Origin of the sequence: Promicromonospora sukumoe 327MFSha3.1 (assembly GCF_000385135.1) — a bacterium.
Taxonomy (GTDB): Bacteria; Actinomycetota; Actinomycetes; order Actinomycetales; family Cellulomonadaceae; genus Promicromonospora; species Promicromonospora sukumoe_B.
The window spans coordinates 1,114,955-1,136,767 of sequence record NZ_ARQM01000010.1 but is presented as its reverse complement, the minus strand read 5'-3'; the positions used below and the strand labels follow the sequence as shown (position 1 = coordinate 1,136,767).

Sequence of the window (21,813 nt, the reverse complement as noted above, 5' to 3'; positions counted from 1 at the left end):
CAACCTGCCCGCCTACTCGTCGCCGCCCGGGCCCGACGAGAACGTGTGCCGGTACTCCGTGGGCGACGTCCCCAGGATCCGGTGGAAGTGCAGGCGCAGGTTGGCCGCGGTGCCGAGGCCCACCCGGTGCGCGATCTGCTCCACGCTCAGGTCGCTGCGCTCCAGCAGCTCGCGCGCCAGGTCCACGCGCGCCCGGAGCACCCACTGCATGGGCGTGTAGCCGGTGTCCTCGACGAACCGCCGGGAGAAGGTGCGCGCCGAGACCCGCGCGTTGCGCGCGAGCGCCTCCAGGGTGAGCTGCTCGGCGAGGTGCTCCAGGGCCCACTCGCGGGTCTCCGCGAACAGGTCGCCGAGCGGCTCGGGCACGCTGCGCGGCACGTACTGCGCCTGTCCCCCGCTGCGGTACGGGGCGGCGACGAGCCGCCGTGCGACGTGGTTGGACAGGCCGACGCCGTGGTCGCGCCGCACCAGGTGCAGGCACAGGTCGATGCCGGACGCCGCGCCCGCCGAGGTGAGCACACCGCCCTCGTCCACGAACAGGACGTTCTCGTCGACCTGCACCAGGGGGTGCCGCTCGCGCAGCGCCCGGGTGTAGTGCCAGTGGGTGGTGGCGCGCTTGCCGTCGAGCAGTCCGGTCGCGGCCAGCGCGAATGCCCCGGTCGAGATGGCGGCCAGCCGCGCCCCGCGCGCGTGCGCGGCCTTCAGCGCGTCGACGACGACGGCGGGCGGGTCCGCGGCGGCCGGCGTCCGGTACCCCGGGACGAACACGGTGTCGGCGCGCTCGAGCGCGTCCAGGCCCTCGGCCACGTGGTACGAGAGGCCGTCGCCGCCGGTCACGAGCCCGGGCGCGGCGCCGCAGACCCGCACCTCGTACGGCATGCTCGGCCGGTTGGCGAACACCTGCGCCGGGATGCCGACGTCGAGCGGCTTGGCGCCCTCCAGCACGAGCACGGCGACCTGGTGGTTCTTACGGCGTGCAGCACTCACGCGAGGAATCCTAGGCGGCGCGGCTCGCCGGGGGGCGGATCTTCCGGACGGCGGTGCCCCGTGACGCCGCGCCCCCGTCGTCCTGACGTGCCAGCATGGGCCGGTGCCGTCAGACCTCGTCATCAGACCAGCCACCCTCGCCGACGCCCCGGCCCTGTCCGCGCTGCGGTGGCGCTGGGCGCAGCCCGGCCGCACGCCCGGCCCGGACGAGGCCCGGGAGTTCGCGGCCGCGCTCAGCGGCTGGATGCAGGCACAGGGTGACCGGTCGGTGTGCCACGTCGCGACCGTGGACGGCGCCCTGGTTGGGATGGCGTGGCTCGCGCTGTTCGACCGGGTGCCCAACCCGGGCGACGCCGTGCGCCGCTCCGGCGACGTGCAGAGCGTCTTCGTGGTGCCGGAGCACCAGGGGCGCGGCATCGGCCGACGGCTGATGGAGTCGCTGTGCGCCGCGGCCGACGACCTGGGCGTCCGTAAGCTCACGCTGGACTCCCGCGACTCCGTCATGCCGTTCTACGAGCGCCTGGGCTTCACGGCGCAGGGCGGCATGATGACGCGGGCACGCCGCTAGCCGATCCCCGTCAGGGCCGCCGGCTCACACCCGCCGCCTCACGCACGCCGGCCCAGCACCGGCGCCGGCCCCGTGGACTCCCGCAGCACCAGCCGGTTCAGCGGCAGCCGTGCGGCCTCGGGCTCCGGCTCGCCCCGGACCAGCGCGATCAGCCGCTCCATGGCCACCCGCCCCTGCTCCTCGCGGTCCACGACCACGCTGGACAGCGACGGCGTCGCGAACCGGCCGAGCTCCAGGTCGTCCCAGCCCGAGACGCTCAGCCGCTGCGGCACGCCCCAGCCCCGGTCCAGGGCGGCCCGGACCGCGCCGGTCGCCATCGGGTCGTTCGCCGCGATCACCGCGGTGACGGGGCTGTCCTCGGCCAGGGCGCGCACCGCGTCGTACCCGCACTGCGCCGACCAGTCGCCGTCGACGACGCCGTGCGAGACGAGCCCGAGCCGCTCGATCACCTCGGTGTACACCTGCCGGCGGGCCCGGGCCGACGACCAGGCGTCCGGCCCGGCGATGTGCACGAAGTGCCGGTGCCCGACGCCCGCGAGGTGCTCGATGATCTCGCCGACGACGGAGGCGTCCGCGAGCTCGCCGATGCCGCGCAGCTCGTCGTCGTACTCCCCCACCACGACGAACGCGGCGCTGGAGGCGGTCCGGGGCTGGTCGCTGAGCCCGGGCAGCGAGCTGAGCGAGAGCACGCCCTCGACCTGCCCCGAGGAGATCAGCTCCCACGCGTGCCGGCTGCGCTCCACCGGTCCGCCCTCGACGCTGACGACCTCCATGAGGAAGCCCGCCTCGTGCGCGACCGCGGCGGCGGCGCTGAGCAGGCGCGTCGGCAGCAGGAGCGCGGGGGCGGGCAGCACTACCGCGAGCCGGCCGGTACGGCGCGTGCGCATGGAGCGGGCCACCAGGTTGGGCCGGTAGCCGAGCTCCTCGATCGCCGCCTCGACGCGCCGCACGGTGTCGGGCTTGAGGCCGCCGTTGTGCCGCAGGTACCGCGAGACGGTCTGGTGGGAGACCTGCGCGAGGCGCGCGACCTCGACGATCGTCGGCCGGCGCACGGCATTCTCGGACATTCCGCCATCCTCTCGCTCGGGGCGGCCGACGGGCCACCGACACCAGCGTTGACAGCATAGTGAACGTTCACTATGTTGACGCCGGACGGAAAAGTGAACGATCACTATTCCACGTACCCCACCTGCGAAGACGCACGACACGATCCGAAGGAGCATCTGTGTCCTCAGCTCCCACCACCCCCCACGGAGGGTCCGCGGCCGGCAGGCACGCCCGTCCGGCAAGCCCGGAGCGCACGTCGTGAGCGCTATCGGCGAGCTGCGGACGCTGCGCCGCGACGGCCGGGGCGGCCTGACCGCCGACCAGAAGCAGGCCCTGGCCAAGGAACGCCGCCGGGACTCGAAGGCCGCGGCGGTCTTCCTGGCGCCCTGGCTCCTGGGCCTGGTCGGCATCACGATCGGCCCGATGGTCGCCTCCCTGTACCTGGCCTTCACGGACTACAACCTGCTGCAGGACCCGAACTTCACCGGCCTGGAGAACATCCAGCGCATGCTCGGCGACGAGCGGCTGGGCAAGTCGCTGCTGGCGACTCTCACCTACGTGGTGGTCTCGGTGCCGATCCAGCTCGCGGTGGCCCTGGGCCTCGCGCTCCTGCTGGACCGCGGCATCCGCGGCCTGGCCCTGTACCGGTCGGTGCTCTACCTGCCCTCGCTGCTCGGGGCGAGCGTGGCCATCGCCGTCCTGTGGCGCCTCGTGTTCGGCCGGGAGGGCCTGGTCAACGCGTTCCTCGGCCTGTTCGGCATCCAGGGACCCGCCTGGGTGGCCGAGCCGGACACCGCGCTGGGCACCCTGATCGTGCTGCACGTGTGGACCTTCGGCGCGCCGATGGTCATCTTCCTCGCCGGCCTGCGCCAGATCCCGCGGCAGTACTACGACGCGGCGTCGACCGACGGCGCGAACAAGTGGCAGCAGCTGCGCAAGATCACGCTGCCGCTGCTGAGCCCGATCATCTTCTTCAACCTGGTGCTCGGGCTGATCGGCAGCTTCCAGTCGTTCACGCAGGCGTTCATCGTCTCCAACGGCAGCGGCGGGCCGGCCGACTCGACGCTCTTCTTCTCGCTGTACCTCTACCAGGAAGGCTTCGCCGGCTTCCGCATGGGGTACGCCTCGGCCCTGGCCTGGCTCCTGCTCATCATCATCGGCGCGTTCACTGCCCTGAACTTCTGGGCCTCGAAGTACTGGGTGTTCTATGACGACTGAAACTCTCGCGACCACCGAACCGACCACGCAGCCGGGCAAGCGCCCCCTCGTCGTCAGGCAGCGCCGACGCCGCCCGCGGATCCTGGCCCACGTGGGCCTGGTCCTCGTCGCGATCGTGATGCTCTACCCGCTGCTGTGGATGGTGACCAGCTCGCTGCGGCCGAACGACGAGATCTTCACCAGCCCCGGGCTGCTGATCGACACGTTCGACCTGAGCCACTACCCCGACGGCTGGAACGCGCTGAGCAAGCCGTTCGGCAGCTACCTGCTCAACTCGGCCCTGGTCGTGCTGGGCTCCGTGGTGGGCAACCTCGTGTCCTGCTCCATGGCGGCCTACGCGTTCGCCCGGCTGCAGTTCCGCGCCAAGACCGTCGCGTTCGCCGCGATGCTCCTGACGATCATGCTGCCGGTGCACGTGCTGATCATCCCGCAGTACGTGATGTTCGCCCAGCTCGGCTGGATCAACACCTACCTGCCGCTGATCGTGCCCAAGCTGCTGGCCACGGACGCGTTCTTCGTGTTCCTCATGGTGCAGTTCGTGCGCGGCATCCCGCGCGAGCTCGACGAGGCGGCGCGGATCGACGGCGCCGGGCACGCCCGGATCTTCCTCCAGGTGATCCTGCCGCTCATGGTGCCCGCGCTGGCAACCACCACGATCTTCACGTTCATCTGGACCTGGAACGACTTCTTCTCCCAGCTCATCTTCGTGACCGACCCCGACCTCTACACGGTCCCGGTCGCGCTGCGGCAGTTCATCGACGCCCAGTCCCAGTCCGACTTCGGGGCCCTGTTCGCGATGAGCGTCGTCTCGCTGATCCCCGTGTTCCTCGTGTTCCTGTTCGGGCAGCGGTTCCTGCTGCGCGGCATCGCGACGACGGGCGGCAAGTGATGGGCGGACGACCTACGACCGGAGGAAGAACCACGATGCGACGACGCGCGCGACGGGGTGCGCTGGCCGCCACGGCCCTCGCCCTGAGCGTCTCCGTGGCCGGGTGCGGCATCGCGCCCGACCCCGCCGACGCGGAGCTCAGCGACGAGGACGTCACCCTGACGATGACCTGGTGGGGCGCGGACGCCCGCCACCAGTCGACCCTCGACGCGATCAAGCTGTTCGAGGAGGAGCACCCCACCATCCACGTGGAGCCCACCTACGCGGACTGGGGCGGCTACTGGGACCGCTTGGCGACCACGGCGGCGGCGGGAGACATGCCCGACGTCGTCCAGTTCGACCAGCTCTACCTCTCCTCGTACGCGGGGCGCGGGGCGCTGCTGGACCTCGACGCGGTGCCGGAGTTCCTCGACGCGAGCTCGCTGCCGGACAACGTGCTGGCCTCCGGCGAGGTCGACGGCAGCCTGTACGCCGTGCCGATCGGGGTGGCGGGGAACGGTGTCGTGGTGAACACCAGCCTCTTCGAGAAGTACGACGTGCCGGTCCCGGACACCGACACGTGGACCTGGGAGGAGTTCGACGCCGCCGCGCAGGCGATCACCGAGGCGTCCGGCGGCAAGGTGCGCGGCCTGTCCCCGTTCGGGGCGGACTCGTTCAGCCTGGAGGTGTTCGCCCGCCAGCAGGGCGACCAGATCTTCGACGACGAGGGTGACGTGGCCATCGACCCCGCCACGGTCGCCGCGTACTGGCAGCGTGAGCTCGACTGGATCGAGTCCGGCGCCGCGCCGGACGCCGCCTCCCTGAGCGAGAAGGCGGGCGTGCCCCTCGACCAGGGCGACACGGTCGTGGGCAACACCGCGATGGCCTTCATCGCCGCCGGCCAGTTCACCGCGATCGCCGCGGCGGCGCCCGACTTCGAGTACGAGGTGGCGGACTGGCCCGCCGACGCGGACACGCCGGAGGGCTTCCAGTACCCCAAGCCGTCGATGTACTGGGCGGCCTCGTCCCAGTCCGAGCACCCGGCCGAGGCGGCCCTGCTGATCGACTTCCTCGTCAACGACCCCCAGGTCGCCCGCGCCTTCGGGACCGACCGAGGGATCCCCGCCAGCGAGGCGTTCCAGGAGGCGCTCGAGCCCACGCTCGACGAGCCCGCGAAGAAGCTCCTGGACTTCACCAAGCTGGTGGGCGAGCGCTCCGGCGACGCCCCGCCCATCACGCCGAACGGCGCGAGCGAGATCGAGACCATGCTGTCCCGGTACAACCAGCAGATCCAGTTCGGGCAGCTCTCCCCGCAGGAGGCCGCCGCCGGCTTCATCGAGGAGCTGCAGTCCGCGGTCGACGCCGCGGGCTGACCCACCCGGCTGCTCCCACCAGGACCCGCCGCCCCCTGGGGCGGCGGGTCCTGGCGTGTTGGTGCAACGTTGACGCACCGGCCCGGGTTCACTAGCGTGCGGGTGAGATCAGAGTCGATCAGAGAGGTATCACCCATGGTCGTACGACGCTTCTTCGCCGTCCTCGCCCTTGCCACGCTCGCCCTGTCCACCGCCGTCGCGCCGGCCACGGCGACGAGCAGGGCCGAACCGCCACCGGGCGGGGCGGAGAACGGGACCCGCCTGATGGAGGGCACCTCGCTGTACCCGCGGGCGATCCGGCTGGAGCACTCCGGCGAGGCGAACGGCACCATCGTGGTCAGCACGGTCACGTTCGACGGCGACACCGGGCACGGCGCGATCTTCCACAGCACGGACGCCGGCCGCAGCTTCGAGCGGGTCGGCACGGTCTCGGACCCGGGGGCGACGAAGGGCCTGTGCTGCTCGACGCTGTTCGAGCTGCCGCGGGCGGTGGGCGACCTGCCGGAGGGCACCCTGCTGTGGTCGGCATCGGTGGGCCAGCAGGAGGACGAGGCCACGCGCCGGATGACGCTGCCGGTCTGGGCCAGCCGCGACCAGGGCCGCACGTGGGAGCACGTCTCGACGGCGGCCACGGCGCCGGGCGGCAAGGGCCTGTGGGAGCCGGAGTTCGCCGTCTCCCCCGACGGCGAGCTGGTGCTGTACGTCTCGGACGAGAACCAGCAGCCGGCGCACAGCCAGGTGATCGTGCAGGCCACGTCGCCCGACGGCGTGACCTGGTCGCCGCTGCGGGACGTCATCGCGCTCGCGGACTCCGGGCTGCGCCCGGGGATGCCGGTGGTGCGGCGGCTGCCGGACGGCGACTACCTGATGAGCTACGAGGTGTGCGGCCCGGTGCAGGACTGCCGGCACTACACGCGCCGCTCGGCCGACGGGGTCGCGTGGCAGCCGGTCACCGAGATCGGCAGCCCGGTCGCGACGGCGGACGGCACGCACTTCCGGCACACCCCGAACATCTCCTGGTACGACGACGGCACGCCGGACGGCCGGCTGCTCGGCGTCGGGCAGATGCTCTACGGGGCGGACGGGAGCGTGCTGCCCGGCAGCGGGTCGACGATCATGACGAACGAGGGCGTGCCGGAGGCCGACTGGGCCACGGCCGAGGCGCCGGTGAGCATTCTCGACCCGTGGAACAACTACTGCCCCAACTACAGCCCCACGCTGCTGGCCCTGCCCGGGCGGGACGAGCTGCTGGAGCTGTCCACGGGGTACGAGTCCGAGGGCGGCGCCTGCACCACGTACTTCGCGGTCGCGGGCCTGCCGGACTGAGGCACCCCCGTGGTGGCCGCCGCCTCACCGCGAGACGGCGGCCACCATCAGCACCACGGGCGCGACCACGAGCACGTACATCAGCCCGAAGAACAGCGTGTGCACGACGACGAATCCGGCCAGCGTCCGCCAGTGCGCCGCCACCCGGAAGTGCTCGACGAGCTTGCGCACGAACGACCAGGGGTGCAGCAGGTCCCAGGAGTTGAACCGGATGTACCGCCCCAGGTAGATGCCCACGCTGACCAGCACGAGGGTGACCCCTACCAGTACCCAGGAGTCGGGCTGCCGGTAGGGGTCGTCGTCGTTGGGCCGCACGATCAGCACGTAGGCGAACTGCACCAGCAGCACGTTCATCAGCATGTTCAGCACGCCCGACAGCGCCAGGGACAGCACCATGACGATGTCGTACCAGAGGGGCGCCGGGTCCTCCACGGGCCGCCGGTGGGAGAAGTTCAGCTCCGTGACCAGGTAGGCCGCGTTCGGGAGCAGCAGCACCCAGACCAGGAGCACCAGCGCGATCACGGTCAGCATGAGCGCCCGGTTCGGCACGAACGTGATGATGCCCAGCACCAGCAGCAGCCCGATGCCGAGCACCACGGCCGGGGCCACGGACAGGCCGATGTTGAGCACCATCGGCCAGTACACCGGCAGCCGGAACAGCGGGGCCCGCAGCAGCACCAGCGCCAGCGCGAACACGTTGAGCAGGACGATGCCGGCGGGCAGCAGCAGGATCGCGTTCATCGCCGGCCATCATCACCGTGGCCCCGCCGTCGTGCCCGGTGAGGGACGGCGGCGGGGCCACGTGTGCGTCAGCGCACCGGCGGCGTCAGCGCACGGGCGCCCCCGGCCCGAGCGGGATGCCGAGCGCCCACCAGGCGAAGAACAGCGCGGTCCAGGCCAGCGTCATGCACACGGCGAGCGGCAGCGTGTACGAGGCCAGGGTGCCGATGCCGGCGTCCTTGCGGTACCGCTGCAGGAACCCGAGCGCCATGATGAAGTACGGGCTCATCGGCGTGATCGCCGTGGACCCGGAGTCGGCGATGCGGAACAGCGCCTGCGTGGTCTCGGCGGGCACGTCCAGCAGCATCAGCATGGGCACGACGACGGGTGCCGCGATGGCCCACATGGCCGAGCCGCTGGTCACGAGCACGTTCACCACGGACAGCAGCGCGAGGATCGCCAGGAACACCACCCAGATCGGCACGCCGCTGGTCTCCAGGGCCTCCGCCGAGTTCACGGCGATGACGTCGCCGATGTGCGTCCAGTCGAAGTACGCGAGGAACTGCGCGATGGCGAAGAACAGCACGAGGACCGGCGCCATCTGCCGCACGCCCTCGGCCATCAGCCTCGGCACGTCCCCCGCCTTGGTGATCTCCCCGGACCGCCACCCGTACACGATGCCGACCAGCGCGAACAGCACGGCGACGATCGCCGCGATGCCGTCCAGGAACGGCGACTCGGTCAGGCTCCCGCCCTCGCCCCGCAGCGGGGACGACGGCAGCAGCACCACCACGGCGATCAGCACGATCGCCGCCAGGCCGGACAGCAGCGCCGCGCGCAGCGCCTTGCGGTCGCGCGGCGAGAGCTCGAGGCCCGCGACGTCGTCCAGGTCCGCGTCGGGGTCGGCGTCGAGGTCGGGCCGCTTGGCCAGCACCAGGTTGGTGACCAGGGTGATCACGATCGCCAGCAGCAGCGAGGAGCCGATGTTGAAGAACCAGTTGCTCACCGGCGACACGTACGCGTTCGGGTCGATGATCCGCGCCGCCTCCGTGGTGATGCCCGCGAAGATCGCGTCGTTCGGCGTCGGCACCGGGCTCGCGTCGTAGCCCGAGGCGATGGACGTGTACGCCACCACGACGCCGAGGATCGGCGACTTGCCGACCGCCCGGAACGCGAGCCCGCCCAGCGGCACCAGGATGATGTACGCCGCGGCGCTCGCGACGTGCGAGACGGTGCCCGCGAACGCGACCGCGAAGACGACCCAGCCGACCGGCACCCGGGAGACGGAGACCTTCATCGCCGCCGACAGGAAGCCGGTGCGCTCCGCGATGGCGACGCCCATGATGACCACGACGATGGTGCCCATCGGGCCGAACGTCGCGAAGTTGTCCACGGCCGTGGACACGGCCATGGCCAGGCCCTCGCCGCTGAGCAGGTTCTGCACCACGACGGTCTCGCCGTCGGCGGGCGAGACGACGGACACGCCCGCCGCGGCCAGCCCGGCGCTCGTCACGCCGAGGATCGCCGCCAGGATCCAGAACAGCCAGAACGGGTGCGGCAGGGCGTTGCCCAGCCGCTCGACGACGGCGAGCGCCCGCAGCACGCGCGGCAGGCGGTCCGGCTCGGTGCCGGGAGCGGTCTGCTTCGAGGTCGCGGTCATGACGCCGCTCCCTGCTGCTCGTGCGCACCCTGGCCCGTGAGGAACCGCACCGGCAGCCGCTCGTCACCCAGGAACTCCCAGAGCACCTCGTGGGCCTCGATGCTGTGCGTCGCGTACCCGCCGCCGGAGTAGCTGTCCTCCCCCGGCCAGGTGTGCCCGCCACCGAGCACCGCGACGTGGGTCACCTCGGCGCCGCGGTCGCAGCCCGTCCAGCGGGTCGTGGTGACGTCGAACGCCGTCTCCTCGACGTCGGGGCCCGCGGCGCACCCGTTGCGCTGCACCCAGCCGCCGGTCCAGTCGAGGATGGCGGGCAGGCCGCGGTCCGGGTCGCCCGCGTACGGGATGGTGACGTCGTCCGTGCCGTGGAAGCCGATCACCGGCACCGGCCGTGCCGGGTCGCAGGCCGGGTGACCCGTGCCGTAGAACGCGGCGGCCACCGGCGCGATCGCCGCGATCCGGTCCGACAGCTCGCACGCCAGGATGCCGGTGAAGCCCGCCCCGTTGGACTTGCCCGTCGCGTACACGCGCCGCGGGTCCACGCACAGGTCCTGCTCCAGGGTGTCCAGCAGGTCGTTCGTGTACGCGATGTCGTCGACGCCGGGGGCCGAGTACGGCGCGCCCTCCCAGGCCTGCCGGTCACCGTCGCCCGTGCCGACCACGCCGTTGCCGTACGCGACGATCGCGGGCAGCGCGTCCAGGCCGGAGAACGCCTCCGTGCCCGCACCCGTGTTGCCCCGGCCGTGAAACACCAGGACCACGGGCCACGCCCGGTCGCTGCGGTAACCGTCCGGCAGGTGCAGCTGCACGGTGCGCTCGCGGCCGTCGCTGGTCAGGGTGCGCAGCACGCTGGTGCCGGGCTCCTGCCCGGGGTCGGTGCCGCAGCCCGCGGAGCGCAGCGGGTTGCGCCCGGTGCGATCCGGGTGGTCCGACGGCGAGGCGGCGGCGTCGGCCGGAACGGCCGGCGCGGGGGCGGAGGGCGCGAAGGCGGCCGCCGACGTCGTGCCGCCGACCGGGCCGGCCAGGGTCGCCGCGGCGAGCGCCGCGGCGGCGAGGAGCGCCACGCGCCGGGCGGGCCGTCGCCGGCCCTCCGGGGCGGGGCGAGGTGCTGCTGTCGTCGTTGACATGCGAGTCCTTTCTGGGCGCCGGCCCGCGGTTGCGGGCACGGCGGAGCGGACACCTGGCGGGCCAGATGCGTGCGGTGGGGTTTGCTCTGCTGTGCGGTGGTGTGCCGGCGCTACGCGGGCGGCCACTCCGTCAGGAACGTGGTGATGCGGTCGACGATCGCCTTGACGATCGCGGCGCCGTCCTCGGCGGTGGCCCGGCGCGGGTCGCCGAGCACGCCGTTGGGGCTGAGCCGGTCGTACGGCAGGGTCAGGGCGGGCTGCGCGTGACGGCGCGCCGTGCGGGAGACGTCGTCGAGCTGGTCCGGGCTGGTGGTGCCGGGCTCCAGCCGGTCGGTGTGCACCAGGTGCGGGGCGAGGTGCAGCATCTGCGCCGTCTCGGCCTCGCCGGAGTGCCCGTGCACGGCGCTCGGCGCCATGGCGGCCACGGCGTCGCCCGCGAGCGTCGTCAGCGGCGACCAGGCGAGCTGGATCCCGGGGTGGGACACCAGCAGGTCCTGCGCCACCGTGGTCAGCGTCGCGTTGTTGCCCCCGTGCCCCGTGACCACGAGGAACCGCGTCCAGCCGTGCCGGTGCAGGCTCGTCACGTACTCCCGCACGACGGCGGCGAACGTCGTCGTCGTCAGCGTGACCGTGCCCGCGAACGCCATGTGGTGCGGCGAGACCCCCACGGGGATCGACGGCCCCACCACCACCTGGCCGGGCAGGTTCGCGGCGACCTGCGCCACCACGCCCTCGGCCCGCACCAGGTCCGTGCCGAGCGCCATGCCCGGACCGTGCTGCTCCAGCGCCCCGGCCGGGATCACCACGATGGTGCCGCGGGCGACGGCGTCCGCCGCCTCCGCCGTCGTCATCTCCGCGAGGCGGTACGGGGCGCTCACGGTGCCGCCTCCCCGAAGTCCGCCGCCTCCAGCGACTCCCGGATCGTCGACAGGTGCTCCCGCGTCAGCCGCTCCGCGGCCGCGCCGTCGCCGTCGCACACCGCAGCCAGGATCTCCAGGTGCTCCGCGTGGTCCCGCTGCCGGTCGTCGTACCGGAACCGGATCTCCGTCTGCTCCGACGCACGCACGTGCAGCAGCGCCTCCACCGTCTCGCGCAGCAGCCCGTTGCCCGACGCCGCAGCCAGCTCCACGTGGAAGTTCAGCGCCGGCCGGAACCCGTGCACCGGCGGCTGCAACGCCGTCGCCGCCGCGGCCTCCAGCCGCTGCAGGGCGGCGGCGTCGCGGGCGCTCGCGGCGAGCGCCGCGATACCGGGCTCGATGACGAGGCGGGCCTGGACCAGCTCGATCACCGAGGAGCGCGTGATGTGCGGCCGGTGCGGGTTGGCCAGCACCGACCGCTCGAGGCCCGGGCCGATGTAGGTGCCGGAGCCGTGCCGCAGCTCGACCACGCCGGTGGCCTCCAGCCGCCGCAGCGCCTCCCGGACGGTGGGCGTGGTGACGGCGAAGCGCTTGGCCAGGTCGCGGGAGGACTCCAGCACGTCGCCGGGGCCGAGGCTCTCGGAGCGGATCAGCTGGACGATGTCGTCCGCGAGCTGCTCGGAGAAGGAGGCTCTACCTTGAGTCATGAAAGTGACTAAATCACTTGATCACCAAGTCGTCAAGGTCTCCCCGGACTGAGCCGGGTTCAGCAGGCCCCGGACGACCGCGACCGGCTTCGTGACGGTCGCCGGCGGCCTGCTGAATCCCGGTCAGCGGCCGACCGCCAGCGCCGCGTAGTCCGGGAGGGCGATCTGGTCGACCGCCTTGTCGATGCCGCCCATCATCATGCTCGCCAGCGGCGTCCTGAGCAGAGCGCCCATCACCGCCGTACGCGCCTTGATCTCGAAGCGGGTGGGCGGCAGGAAACCCCGCGCGCCACCCGGGAGCTGCTTCATGTTGACGGCGGCGTACGGGCGCACCGTCGCCTCGTACGCGGGGAACGCGACGGCGGGGTCGCCGTCGGCCTTCGCGAGCTCGCCCGCCAGCACGTAGGCCCCCACCAGGGCGAGCGACGTACCCATGCCGACGGACCCGGCGGTGCACGCGTCGCCCAGGAGCGCGACGCGCCCCCGGTGCCAGGACGGCATCTCGATCTTCACGTGCCGGTCGAGGTAGAAGTCATCGGCGCGCTCCATCGCCGCCAGCAGGCGCGGCACCTCCCAGCCCTCCCCCGCCAGCACGCCGGCGACCAGGCGCTTCTGCCCGGCGATGTCGTGCCGGTCGTACTCGAGGGGGTCGCCCGCGAAGTGCACCATGCCGCGGGCACCGCCGTGCGCCGGGTACAGCAGCACGTTGCGCCCGCCGACGCCGTTGCCGGCCGGCATCGAGTACAGCAGCTCCCAGCCGTCCAGGCCCCAGGTGTCGGCGCCGCCCGCGGGCTCGGCGGTGAACACCGCGCGGTGGTACCCGGAGTCGACGGCCCGCCAGGCGCCGTCGAAGGCCAGGCGGCGCGTGGTGGAGAAGACGCCGTCCGCGCCCACGACGAGGTCGAACCGGCGCGGGGCGGAGCGTTCGAAGGTGACGTCGACGCCGTCAGGCCGCTCTTCGAGCGCGGTGACGCTGTCGTCGAAGAGGTACTCGACGCCGTCGGCGGCGTCCATGATGATCCGCATGAGGTCGCCGCGCAGGATCTCGATGTCGGCGATCACGCCGCCCGAGTGGCCGAACATCTCGGCGGGCAGCTCCATGATGCGCCGCCCCGCGGCGTCGAGGTAGGCGATGCCCCGCACGCCCGTGTGGGCGGCGCGGACCTGCTCGGTGATGCCCATGCGGTCCAGCACGGTGCGGGCGGCGCCCCGCACGTCGATGCCTTGGCCGCCCGGGCGAGGCGCGGGGGCACGCTCGACGACGGTGACGTCGAAGCCATGGCGGCGGAGCCAGAAGGCGAGGGCGGGGCCGGCGACGCTGGCGCCGGAGACGAGGACGTGGGTCATGGCTGCTCCTGGTTCGAAGGCTGGGCCCGCCGGTCTCGGCGAGCGGTTTCGTACACCGTACGAACCGTCCTATGCTGGGTAAAGGAAGCGGTAGTGCACCAGGTAGTGCACCCCGCGAACGCCCAGGTCAGCAGGCCGGACACCCGCGGTGGGCGGTCCGGGTGCACTAGTACAGCACCAGCACAGGGAGCCGCAGATGACCAGCACGTCCGAGCGCATCGCCGACGAGATCCGCGCCCGCATCCGGTCGGGCGAGCTCGCCCCTGGCGCCCCGGTGCCGTCCACGCGCCGCATCGTCGCCGAGCACGGGGTCGCCATGGCCACGGCGAGCCGGGTGCTCGACGCCCTGCGCCGCGACGGGCTCGTCGAGGTGCGGCGCGGGGTGGGCACCGTGGTGGCGGCCGGGGCCGTGGGCGGCACGACGGCGGGCGGTCCGCCCGCGAGCGCCCCCACGGTCGACGACGTGGTGCGCCTCGCCATGGCCACGGCCGACGCCGAGGGGCTGGGCGGGCTGTCCATGCGGCGCATCGCGACCGACCTGGGCATCCCGACGATGACGCTGTACCGCTACGTGCGCGGCCGCGAGGAGCTCCTGGCCCGGATGCTCGACACGGTGTACGCGACCTCGCCGCTCCCGGACCCGCTGCCAGACGGCTGGCGGGCTCGCGCGGAGGTGTGCGCCCGCACGATGTGGGCGGCGTTCCAGCGCCATCCGTGGGCGGCGCACGTGATGTCGATGACGCGGCCGCAGGTGCTGCCCCACGGCGTGGCGCACACCGAGGCGCTGCTGTCCGCGTTCGGCGACGTCGGCGGACGGCGGCTGGACCTGGACACACGGATGCACCTGACGGTCTCGGTGTTCCAGCTGGTGCGGGGCCTGGGGGTGGGCGTCGAGCCGGCGACCCAGGCCCGCCGGGACGACGGGCTGACCGACGAGGAGTGGATGGACCGCACGCTGCCGGACCTCCAGGCCGTGGCCGACCCGCGCCGGTACCCGCACCTCGCGGCGGCCACGGGCACCGACATCGACCTCACGCTGGACTCGCTGTTCGAGTTCGGCCTGGCGCGCCTGCTGGACGGGTACGCGGTGTTCCTCGGCGAGGCGAGCTGATGTCCCCGCACGAGCGCGACAACCGGCTGCTGCTGCGCGCCCGGGACGCCATCGACCGCGACTACGCCCGGCCGCTCGACGTGCCGACGCTGGCCCGGATCGCGCACGTCTCGCCGTCCCACTTCAGCCGCAGCTTCCGGGCGACGTTCGGCGAGACGCCGCACCGCTACCTGCAGCGGCGCAGGCTGGAGCGGGCGATGGCGCTGCTGCGCAACACGGCCACGCCGGTGACGGAGATCGCGCTGCAGGTGGGCTCCAACAGCCTGGGCACGTTCAGCCGCACGTTCCGCGACGTCGTCGGCGTCTCACCGACCGAGTACCGGCGGCGGACGCGGCCGGTGGCCGCGCCCGTCTGCTTCGTCAAGAGCTGGATGCGGCCCGCGGGCTGAGCGGCTTCCTCGACCGAGCAGTTTCGGAGAAGCGCATCCCACGGGGCCGGTCCTAGCGTGGTGGGCATGTTCAAGAACATCTCCATCACCGCCGTGACCGTGCTCGACCAGGACGAGGCCCTGGACTTCTACGTCGGCAAGCTCGGGTTCGAGGTCAGCAACGACGTCGACATGGGCTTCATGCGCTGGCTGACCATCTCCCTGCCCGAGGACCCCGACCGCCACCTGCTCCTGGAGGTGCCGGGCCCGCCGTCGCTGAGCGAGGAGGTCGCGGCCCAGGTCCGGGACCTGGTGACCAAGGGGGCGCTCGGAGTCGCGTGCATCCTCACCACCGACGACTGCCGCCGCACCTACGCCGACCTGAGCGCCAAGGGCGTCGAGTTCACCGAGGAGCCCGTCGAGCAGCCGTACGGCATCGACTGCGCCCTGCGCGACCCGTTCGGCAACCACATCCGCATCACCCAGCCGGCCACGGGCCCGGTCGAGGTGACCGACGCCGACAAGGCCCGCTGGAGCGCGGGCCAGGCGGGCTGAGGCTCGGCAGCCGGCACCGGCGGTCGGCAGTTGGCACCAGGGTCGGCAGTTGGCACCAGGGTCGGCAACTGGCACCGGGGCTCAGGTGTTGACACCGGGGTCGGCAGTCGGCTCAGCGGCTCAGGCTCCCGCTCGGCAGTTTGCCCCGCAGACTCGGCACTTGGCGCCGGCGCTCGGCAGTTGGCATCGAGATCGGCTCAGCCCTGGACCGATCTCAGTGCAGGCTGCCGAGTCTGCGGTGCAAACTGCCGAGTCGGCGGGGCAAACTGCCGCGCCTGCGAGCAAGGTGCCGAGTCTGCCGGGCAAACTGCCGAGTCCGCGGGGCAAGGTGCCGAGTCCGCGGGGCAAACTGCCGCGCCAGCCGCGTGCTCAGAGCCGCGGCGGGCCCGCCTCCACCCGGCGCAGCACCGCCGGCAGGGAGTACAGCTCCGGCGCCGTGTACCGGCCGCGCTCGTCCCACCAGGTCGCCCCGGCCTCGACGAGCGGGCCGACGACGTCGGCCGCGGCCTCCGGCGCGGTCAGCCCGCCGACGACGACGTCGTACGCCCCCGTCCCGGTGCGGTGCTCCGCCACGTATCCGGCGACCTCGCGCACCTCGTCGGGCGTCGGCGGCTCGCCGTGCCCGGACGCGAAGAGCGGCACGACGCCGTCCCACCTCGCCGCCCGCCGGAACGGCCGGCGCGCGGGCCAGAATCCGCCCACCCAGACCGGCGGCCGGGGCCGCTGCACGGTGGCCGGGAGGATCTCGACGTCGTGCACGCGGTAGTGCGGACCGTCGTGGTCCACGCGCTCCCCCGCCCAGTAGCGGGCCAGCAGCCCGAGGCCCTCGTCGAGCTTCTCCGCGAGCACCACGGGGTCGGTCTCGTCGCCGAAGCTGCCGAACTCGTCCTCGACCGGCCCGCCCAGCCCCGCGCCGAAGACGACGCGGCCGCCGCTGAGGGCGTCCAGGGTGGCGACCTGCCGGGCGAGCTGCTCGGGCCGGCGCCGCGCCACCGGGGTGACCAGCGTGCCCAGCCGGATCGTCGACGTCGCGAGCGCCGCGGCCGTGAGCAGCATCCACGGGTCGCCGAACGGCTGGCCGCGGCGCGCCTCCTTGCGGTGCACCACGTGGTCCCAGACGAACAGGCCGTCCCAGCCGGCGTCCTCGGCCGCACGAGCCACGGTGGCGACCGCGCGGGCGTCGGCGAAGTCGCCGAAGTTGGGGACGTTGACGGAGAAGCGCATCAGGCCTCGCTCCCGGCAGCGCCGCCGCGCAGGTCGCTCAGGTCGCTCAGGTCGCGCCACATGATCCGCAGCCCGACGTCGCCCAGCTCGGGGTGCCGGAACGCTCCCGGCGCGATGCCGAGGGTGACGAAGCCGAGGCTCTCGTACAGGTGGACGGCGGCGGCGTTGGTGTCGACGACGGCGTTGAACTGCACGGCGGCGTACCCCTCGCGGGCAGCCCAGGCGATCATGTCCTGCACCAGGGCACGGCCGGCGCCGGAGCCGCGCACCGCGCGGTCGACCATGATGCTGCCGGACGCGATGTGGCTGCCCGGCCCCGGCCGGTTGGGGTACATGTTCGCGGTGCCGACCACGACGCCGTCGCGCACCGCGACCACCACGCGCGCGGGGGCCTCGAGCCAGCCGGCGCGCGCGTCGGCCTCGCCCATGGCGGGGTCGTAGGCGAAGGTGTCGGCCGCGCGCACGACCTCCTCGACGATGGGCCAGATGGCGGGCCAGTCCTCGGCGCCGGCCTCGCGCACGCTGGTCACGGGCCGGGCCCCGGCGTCGGTCGTGTCGTCAGGACGGGAGCCGGCTGCGGCGTCGCTGGGTGCGCTCATGCGGCCACCCTGCCGCACGAACGCCCGAGGCCGCCACGACAAAACGGGTCGACCACAGTGGCTTCTGCCGCAGGGCGGGCTCGCGCGGCAGCAACTGCTGTGCTCAACCGATCCAGCGGGTCGTCAGGGCCGCGGCCAGTGGCGCTTCGAGCGGTCCTCGATGACGCGGTTGTAGCGGCCCAGCAGCTCGCCGAACCGGGCGCGGTCCGCCTCCGACCAGTCGTGCAGCAGCTCGGCCAGCAGCACCCGGCTGGCCGCGCGCTCCTCGCCGAGCAGCCGGGCGCCCTCGGCGGAGAGCCGCAGCTTGCGGGCCTGCCCGCCGTCCGGGTCGTCGAAGCGCTCGGCCAGCCCCGAGCGGCGCAGCGCAGCCGTCTGCCGGTTCAGGGTCGAGACGTCGAGACCGGTGGCGGCCGCGAGCTCTGCGAGGCTGGCGGGCCCCCCGGCGTCGAGCAGGCTGAGCAGCGTGTACGCGCTCTGGTCGAGCAGCCCGCCCTTGCGGCGCGTGCGGCCCGCGGGCAGCGCGGCCAGGTGCCGGCCGAACAGCATGCCCTCGTACTCGATCTCGTCGATCGCGGACGTCATCGTCGTCATTCCTCCGATCCCGCACGGGCTATTGCCTATGCATCATGCACAAGATATGGCATCCTGAGGCCGAACCCCAATGTGCATGATGCACAGCAATCTTTCGAGGAGACTCGTGACGACTACCGCGTCCCGCCCCGCACCACCGCCCGAGACCGGGGCCACCGCCCCGGCGATCCACCCGAACCGCATCGTCGCCATCCTCGCGATCGGCGGCATCGTGGTCGCGATGACCCAGACCCTCGTGGTCCCGATCATCGCCTCGCTGCCGACCATCTTCGACGCCCCGGCCTCCGACACGTCCTGGATCATCACGGTCACGCTGCTCGTCGGCGCCATCTGCACCCCCGTCTCCGGGCGGCTGGGCGACCTGTACGGCAAGAAGAAGATGATCCTGGTCTCGCTGGTACCGCTGGCCCTCGGCTCCGCGGTCTGCGCGCTGGCCACCACGGTCCCCGTCATGGTCACCGGCCGCGGCCTGCAGGGCCTGGCCACCGGGTTCATCCCGCTCGGCATCAGCATGTTGCACGACCTGCTGCCCAAGGAGCGCACCGCCGGCGCCATCTCCCTGATGAGCTCATCGCTCGGCATCGGCGGCGCCCTCGGCCTGCCGTTCGCCGCCGCGGTCGCCGAGTTCGCGAGCTGGCGCATCCTGTTCTGGCTCATCGCCGTCTGCGCCGTCGTGGTCGGCGTCGTCGTCTGGCGGGCGATCCCCGCCCCGGCCGCACCCGCCAAGGTGTGCGCCCCGTTCGACTACGTGGGCGTGCTCGGCCTGGCCGCGGGTCTCGTGGCCCTGCTGCTCGCCGTCTCCAAGGGCGCCGAGTGGGGCTGGACGAGCCCGCTGGTGCTCGGCCTGTTCGCCGGCTCCGTGGTCGTGCTCCTGGCCTGGGGCTGGTGGGAGCTGCGCACGCGCGACGCCCTGGTCGACCTGCGCACCACGGCACGCCCCGCCGTGCTGCTCACCAACGTGGCCTCGATCATGATCGGGTTCGCCATGTACGCGCAGTCGCTGATCCTACCGCAGCTCATGCAGGCGCCGGCCGCGACCGGGTTCGGCCTGGGCCAGTCCATGCTGCAGATGGGCCTGTGGATGGCGCCGTCGGGCATCGCGATGACCCTCATGTCGCCGGTGGGCGCGCGCATCACCCGCGCTCGCGGGCCCAAGACGACGCTGGTGCTGGGCGGCCTGGTCATGGCGCTGGGCTACGGCCTGTCCACGCTGTTCATGGACACGCTCGTGGGCCTGTCGGCCACGGCGTTCGTCGCGGCGGCCGGCGTCGGCTTCGCCTACGGCGCGCTGCCCGCGATCATCCTGGGCTCCGTGCCCGCCTCCGAGAAGGCCGCCGCGAACGGCTTCAACGCGCTCATGCGGTCCATCGGCACCTCGGTGTCGGCCGCCGTGATCGGCGTGGTGCTGGCCCGGATGAGCACCACCTTCGGCGAGCACACCCTGCCCACCGAGGGCGGGTTCCGCGTGGCCCTGCTGCTCGGCTGCGGCATGGCCGTGGTGTCCGCGGCGATCGCCGCCACGATCCCCGTCAAGGCGCTGCGCGAGACCACCGCCGGGCACTGACCGCAGGTCGCGCTGGCCCCGCCCGGCGGAGGTGCGCTTCTACCCAGTCATTCGGCCCGGAATCACCTGGGTTTCGGGCCGAATGACTGGGTAGAAGCGCACCTCGGGGCCGACGACGCCCCCTCCCCTACGGGCGACGTCCGGCGTACCGTCGGAGCATGTGCCGAAACATCACCACGCTGCGCGGCCTCGAACCGGCCGCCACCGACGAGGAGATCACCGCCGCCGCGCTGCAGTTCGTGCGCAAGGTCACGGGCGTGACCAAGGTGAACGACACCACCCGCGACCCGGTGGAGCGCGCTACCGAGGAGATCGCGGACATCGTGACCCGCCTGCTCGACGAGCTCCCCGAACGCCGTCAGCCGCCCAAGACCGTGCCGCCGCTGCGCCGGGCCGAGGTCCAGGCGCGGATCGCGCAGCGCATCAAGGAGCGTGAGGAGCACGAGCGCATGCACGAGCTGGGCATCGCGCACTCGCACTGAGCGGCCCGCGCCGCTACAGTTGCGGCGTGCTCGCACACCTCTCCTGTTGCTGTCACTGACCACCCACGCCGGTCCGTCAGTCCCCCACGCGCGCCGTCGCGCGTGCAGAACAGGAAGAGAAACAGGTGCAGTACGTCAATTCTGTCGTTGACCTCGTCGGCAACACCCCGCTGGTCCGGCTCACCCACGTGACCGAGGGCGTCACCAGCGCCACCGTGCTGGTCAAGCTCGAGTACCTCAACCCCGGCGGGTCCTCCAAGGACCGCATCGCGGGCCGCATCATCGACGCGGCCGAGCGCGAGGGCAAGCTCCTGCCCGGCGGCACCATCGTCGAGCCCACGTCGGGCAACACCGGCGTCGGCCTCGCCCTGGTGGCCCAGCAGCGCGGCTACCGCTGCGTCTTCGTGCTGCCCGACAAGGTGGGCGAGGACAAGCGCAACGTGCTGACCGCGTACGGCGCCGAGGTGGTCGTGACGCCGACGGCGGTCGCGCCCGACAGCCCCGAGTCGTACTACTCGGTGAGCGACCGGCTGGTGCGCGAGATCCCCGGTGCCTTCAAGCCCGACCAGTACTCCAACCCGAACGGCCCCCGGTCGCACTACGAGACCACGGGCCCGGAGATCTGGCGGGACACCGACGGCCGCGTGACGCACTTCGTCGCCGGCGTCGGCACGGGCGGCACCATCACCGGCACCGGCCGCTACCTGCGCGAGGTCTCGGGCGACAGGGTTCGCATCGTCGGCGCCGACCCCGAGGGGTCGGTCTACTCCGGCGGCACCGGCCGCCCGTATCTGGTCGAGGGCGTGGGCGAGGACTTCTGGCCGTCCGCCTACGACCCGAGCGTGCCGCACGAGATCATCGCGGTGAGCGACGCCGAGTCGTTCGCGATGACCCGCCGGCTCGCCCGGGAGGAGGGCATCCTCGTGGGCGGCTCCAGCGGCATGGCCGTGGTCGCCGCCCTGCGGGCGGCCCGCGACCTCACCGAGGACGACGTCGTCGTGGTCCTGCTGCCCGACGGCGGCCGCGGCTACCTCGGCAAGATCTTCAACGACACCTGGCTGCGGTCCTACGGGTTCGCGCCCGCCATCGAGGACCACACCGTCGCGGACGTGCTGGCCGCCAAGGCGGACCGCACCCCGCCCCTGCTCTACGTGCACCAGACCGACACGGTGCGGGAGGCGATCGACCGCATGACCCGGTCCGGCGTCTCCCAGCTGCTCGTGCTGACCGCGGAACCGCCCGTGGTGCTCGGCGAGATCGCCGGCGCCGTGCACGAGGACGAGCTGCTCGACGGGGTGTTCGCCGGCAAGGCGAACCTCTCGGACGAGGTGGGCGGGCTGATCGGCCGCCCCCTGCAGCTCATCGGCGTCAACGAACCGGTCGGGACGCTGCGCGCGGCCCTCGCCGACGAGACCGCACTGCTCGTGACCGACGGCGGCAAGGCCCTCGGCGTGGTCTCCCGCTCCGACCTGCTCGACTACCTCGCGGTCTGAACCGCTCGCACACCTTCGAAGAGA

22 protein-coding genes are annotated in these 21,813 nt (G+C 72.8%); 11 read left to right on the top strand and 11 right to left on the bottom strand.

Features of this window, described 5'->3' with window-relative positions; all coding sequences use genetic code 11:
- Positions 1-12: 12 nt before the first annotated feature.
- Complete coding sequence (locus tag H291_RS0108755; protein WP_026365547.1) at positions 13-987, bottom strand: GlxA family transcriptional regulator; 975 nt, start codon at positions 985-987, stop codon at positions 13-15.
- 103 nt (positions 988-1,090) lie between these two features.
- On the opposite strand from H291_RS0108755, the gene H291_RS0108750 reads away from it, so the two are divergent.
- On the top strand, positions 1,091-1,555 hold the full coding sequence (locus H291_RS0108750; protein ID WP_020014613.1) for a GNAT family N-acetyltransferase: 465 nt from the start codon (positions 1,091-1,093) through the stop codon (positions 1,553-1,555).
- 38 nt (positions 1,556-1,593) lie between these two features.
- Here the strand turns inward: H291_RS0108750 and H291_RS0108745 are convergent, their stop codons facing one another.
- A complete protein-coding gene (locus H291_RS0108745) occupies positions 1,594-2,622 on the bottom strand; it encodes a LacI family DNA-binding transcriptional regulator (RefSeq protein WP_020014612.1) in 1,029 nt (342 codons plus the stop codon).
- 289 nt (positions 2,623-2,911) lie between these two features.
- Between H291_RS0108745 and H291_RS0108740 the strand changes: the two genes are divergently transcribed.
- The 4 genes from H291_RS0108740 (at position 2,912) to H291_RS0108725 (ending at position 7,387) form a co-directional block, all read left to right on the top strand.
- Positions 2,912-3,820 carry a carbohydrate ABC transporter permease gene (locus H291_RS0108740; protein WP_420038571.1) on the top strand — a complete coding sequence of 303 codons (909 nt, stop codon included), beginning with the start codon at positions 2,912-2,914 and terminating at the stop codon, positions 3,818-3,820.
- Between the two features lie 118 nt (positions 3,821-3,938).
- Complete coding sequence (locus H291_RS0108735; RefSeq protein WP_420038570.1) at positions 3,939-4,709, top strand: carbohydrate ABC transporter permease; 771 nt, start codon at positions 3,939-3,941, stop codon at positions 4,707-4,709.
- A gap of 35 nt (positions 4,710-4,744) precedes the next feature.
- Positions 4,745-6,061, top strand: coding sequence for an ABC transporter substrate-binding protein (locus tag H291_RS0108730; protein ID WP_020014609.1), 1,317 nt, complete (start codon positions 4,745-4,747; stop codon positions 6,059-6,061).
- 135 nt (positions 6,062-6,196) lie between these two features.
- Positions 6,197-7,387: a sialidase family protein gene (locus H291_RS0108725; RefSeq protein WP_020014608.1), complete on the top strand. Its 1,191-nt coding sequence runs from the start codon at positions 6,197-6,199 to the stop codon at positions 7,385-7,387.
- Positions 7,388-7,411: 24 nt separating this feature from the next.
- On the opposite strand, the gene H291_RS29250 is transcribed toward H291_RS0108725, so the two are convergent.
- The 6 genes from H291_RS29250 to H291_RS29245 all read right to left on the bottom strand — a co-directional run bounded on the left by H291_RS29250 (position 7,412) and on the right by H291_RS29245 (position 13,802).
- Positions 7,412-8,128 carry a DUF1361 domain-containing protein gene (locus H291_RS29250; RefSeq protein ID WP_020014607.1) on the bottom strand — a complete coding sequence of 239 codons (717 nt, stop codon included), beginning with the start codon at positions 8,126-8,128 and terminating at the stop codon, positions 7,412-7,414.
- A gap of 85 nt (positions 8,129-8,213) precedes the next feature.
- Entirely contained in the window at positions 8,214-9,767 is a 1,554-nt protein-coding gene (locus H291_RS0108715; protein WP_020014606.1) for an AbgT family transporter, read from the bottom strand.
- The gene (locus H291_RS0108710) at positions 9,764-10,891 is read right to left on the bottom strand and encodes an alpha/beta hydrolase family esterase (protein WP_198012432.1); all 1,128 of its coding nucleotides are present in this window, start codon (positions 10,889-10,891) and stop codon (positions 9,764-9,766) included. The genes H291_RS0108715 and H291_RS0108710 overlap by 4 nt, the downstream gene beginning before the upstream one ends.
- 110 nt (positions 10,892-11,001) lie before the next feature.
- Positions 11,002-11,769, bottom strand: coding sequence for a creatininase family protein (locus H291_RS0108705; RefSeq protein ID WP_020014604.1), 768 nt, complete (start codon positions 11,767-11,769; stop codon positions 11,002-11,004).
- Positions 11,766-12,455, bottom strand: a complete 690-nt coding sequence (locus H291_RS0108700) for a FadR/GntR family transcriptional regulator (RefSeq protein ID WP_020014603.1) — start codon at positions 12,453-12,455, stop codon at positions 11,766-11,768. Before H291_RS0108700 ends, H291_RS0108705 begins: the two co-directional genes overlap by 4 nt.
- Positions 12,456-12,578: 123 nt before the next feature.
- On the bottom strand, positions 12,579-13,802 hold the full coding sequence (locus tag H291_RS29245) for an FAD-dependent monooxygenase (RefSeq protein WP_020014602.1): 1,224 nt from the start codon (positions 13,800-13,802) through the stop codon (positions 12,579-12,581).
- Positions 13,803-13,998: 196 nt separating this feature from the next.
- On the opposite strand from H291_RS29245, the gene H291_RS0108690 reads away from it, so the two are divergent.
- From H291_RS0108690 to H291_RS0108680, 3 genes are all read left to right on the top strand, one after another.
- Positions 13,999-14,913 carry a GntR family transcriptional regulator gene (locus tag H291_RS0108690; RefSeq protein WP_020014601.1) on the top strand — a complete coding sequence of 305 codons (915 nt, stop codon included), beginning with the start codon at positions 13,999-14,001 and terminating at the stop codon, positions 14,911-14,913.
- On the top strand, positions 14,913-15,302 hold the full coding sequence (locus H291_RS0108685) for a helix-turn-helix domain-containing protein (protein WP_020014600.1): 390 nt from the start codon (positions 14,913-14,915) through the stop codon (positions 15,300-15,302). Before H291_RS0108690 ends, H291_RS0108685 begins: the two co-directional genes overlap by 1 nt.
- 66 nt (positions 15,303-15,368) lie before the next feature.
- Positions 15,369-15,836, top strand: coding sequence for a VOC family protein (locus H291_RS0108680; protein WP_020014599.1), 468 nt, complete (start codon positions 15,369-15,371; stop codon positions 15,834-15,836).
- Positions 15,837-16,205: 369 nt separating this feature from the next.
- On the opposite strand, the gene H291_RS0108675 is transcribed toward H291_RS0108680, so the two are convergent.
- The 3 genes from H291_RS0108675 to H291_RS0108665 all read right to left on the bottom strand — a co-directional run bounded on the left by H291_RS0108675 (position 16,206) and on the right by H291_RS0108665 (position 18,250).
- Positions 16,206-17,060 carry an LLM class flavin-dependent oxidoreductase gene (locus H291_RS0108675; RefSeq protein WP_020014598.1) on the bottom strand — a complete coding sequence of 285 codons (855 nt, stop codon included), beginning with the start codon at positions 17,058-17,060 and terminating at the stop codon, positions 16,206-16,208.
- Positions 17,060-17,659 (bottom strand): GNAT family N-acetyltransferase, encoded by a 600-nt coding sequence (locus H291_RS29240; protein WP_020014597.1) that lies wholly within the window; start codon positions 17,657-17,659, stop codon positions 17,060-17,062. Before H291_RS29240 ends, H291_RS0108675 begins: the two co-directional genes overlap by 1 nt.
- Positions 17,660-17,782: 123 nt before the next feature.
- Entirely contained in the window at positions 17,783-18,250 is a 468-nt protein-coding gene (locus H291_RS0108665) for a MarR family winged helix-turn-helix transcriptional regulator (RefSeq protein ID WP_020014596.1), read from the bottom strand.
- Positions 18,251-18,356: 106 nt separating this feature from the next.
- On the opposite strand from H291_RS0108665, the gene H291_RS29235 reads away from it, so the two are divergent.
- The 3 genes from H291_RS29235 (at position 18,357) to H291_RS0108650 (ending at position 21,789) form a co-directional block, all read left to right on the top strand.
- Positions 18,357-19,814: an MFS transporter gene (locus H291_RS29235; protein WP_020014595.1), complete on the top strand. Its 1,458-nt coding sequence runs from the start codon at positions 18,357-18,359 to the stop codon at positions 19,812-19,814.
- 158 nt (positions 19,815-19,972) lie between these two features.
- On the top strand, positions 19,973-20,296 hold the full coding sequence (locus tag H291_RS0108655) for a DUF2277 domain-containing protein (protein WP_020014594.1): 324 nt from the start codon (positions 19,973-19,975) through the stop codon (positions 20,294-20,296).
- A 125-nt stretch (positions 20,297-20,421) separates the two neighbouring features.
- Positions 20,422-21,789: a cystathionine beta-synthase gene (locus H291_RS0108650; protein WP_020014593.1), complete on the top strand. Its 1,368-nt coding sequence runs from the start codon at positions 20,422-20,424 to the stop codon at positions 21,787-21,789.
- Positions 21,790-21,813: the final 24 nt, after the last annotated feature.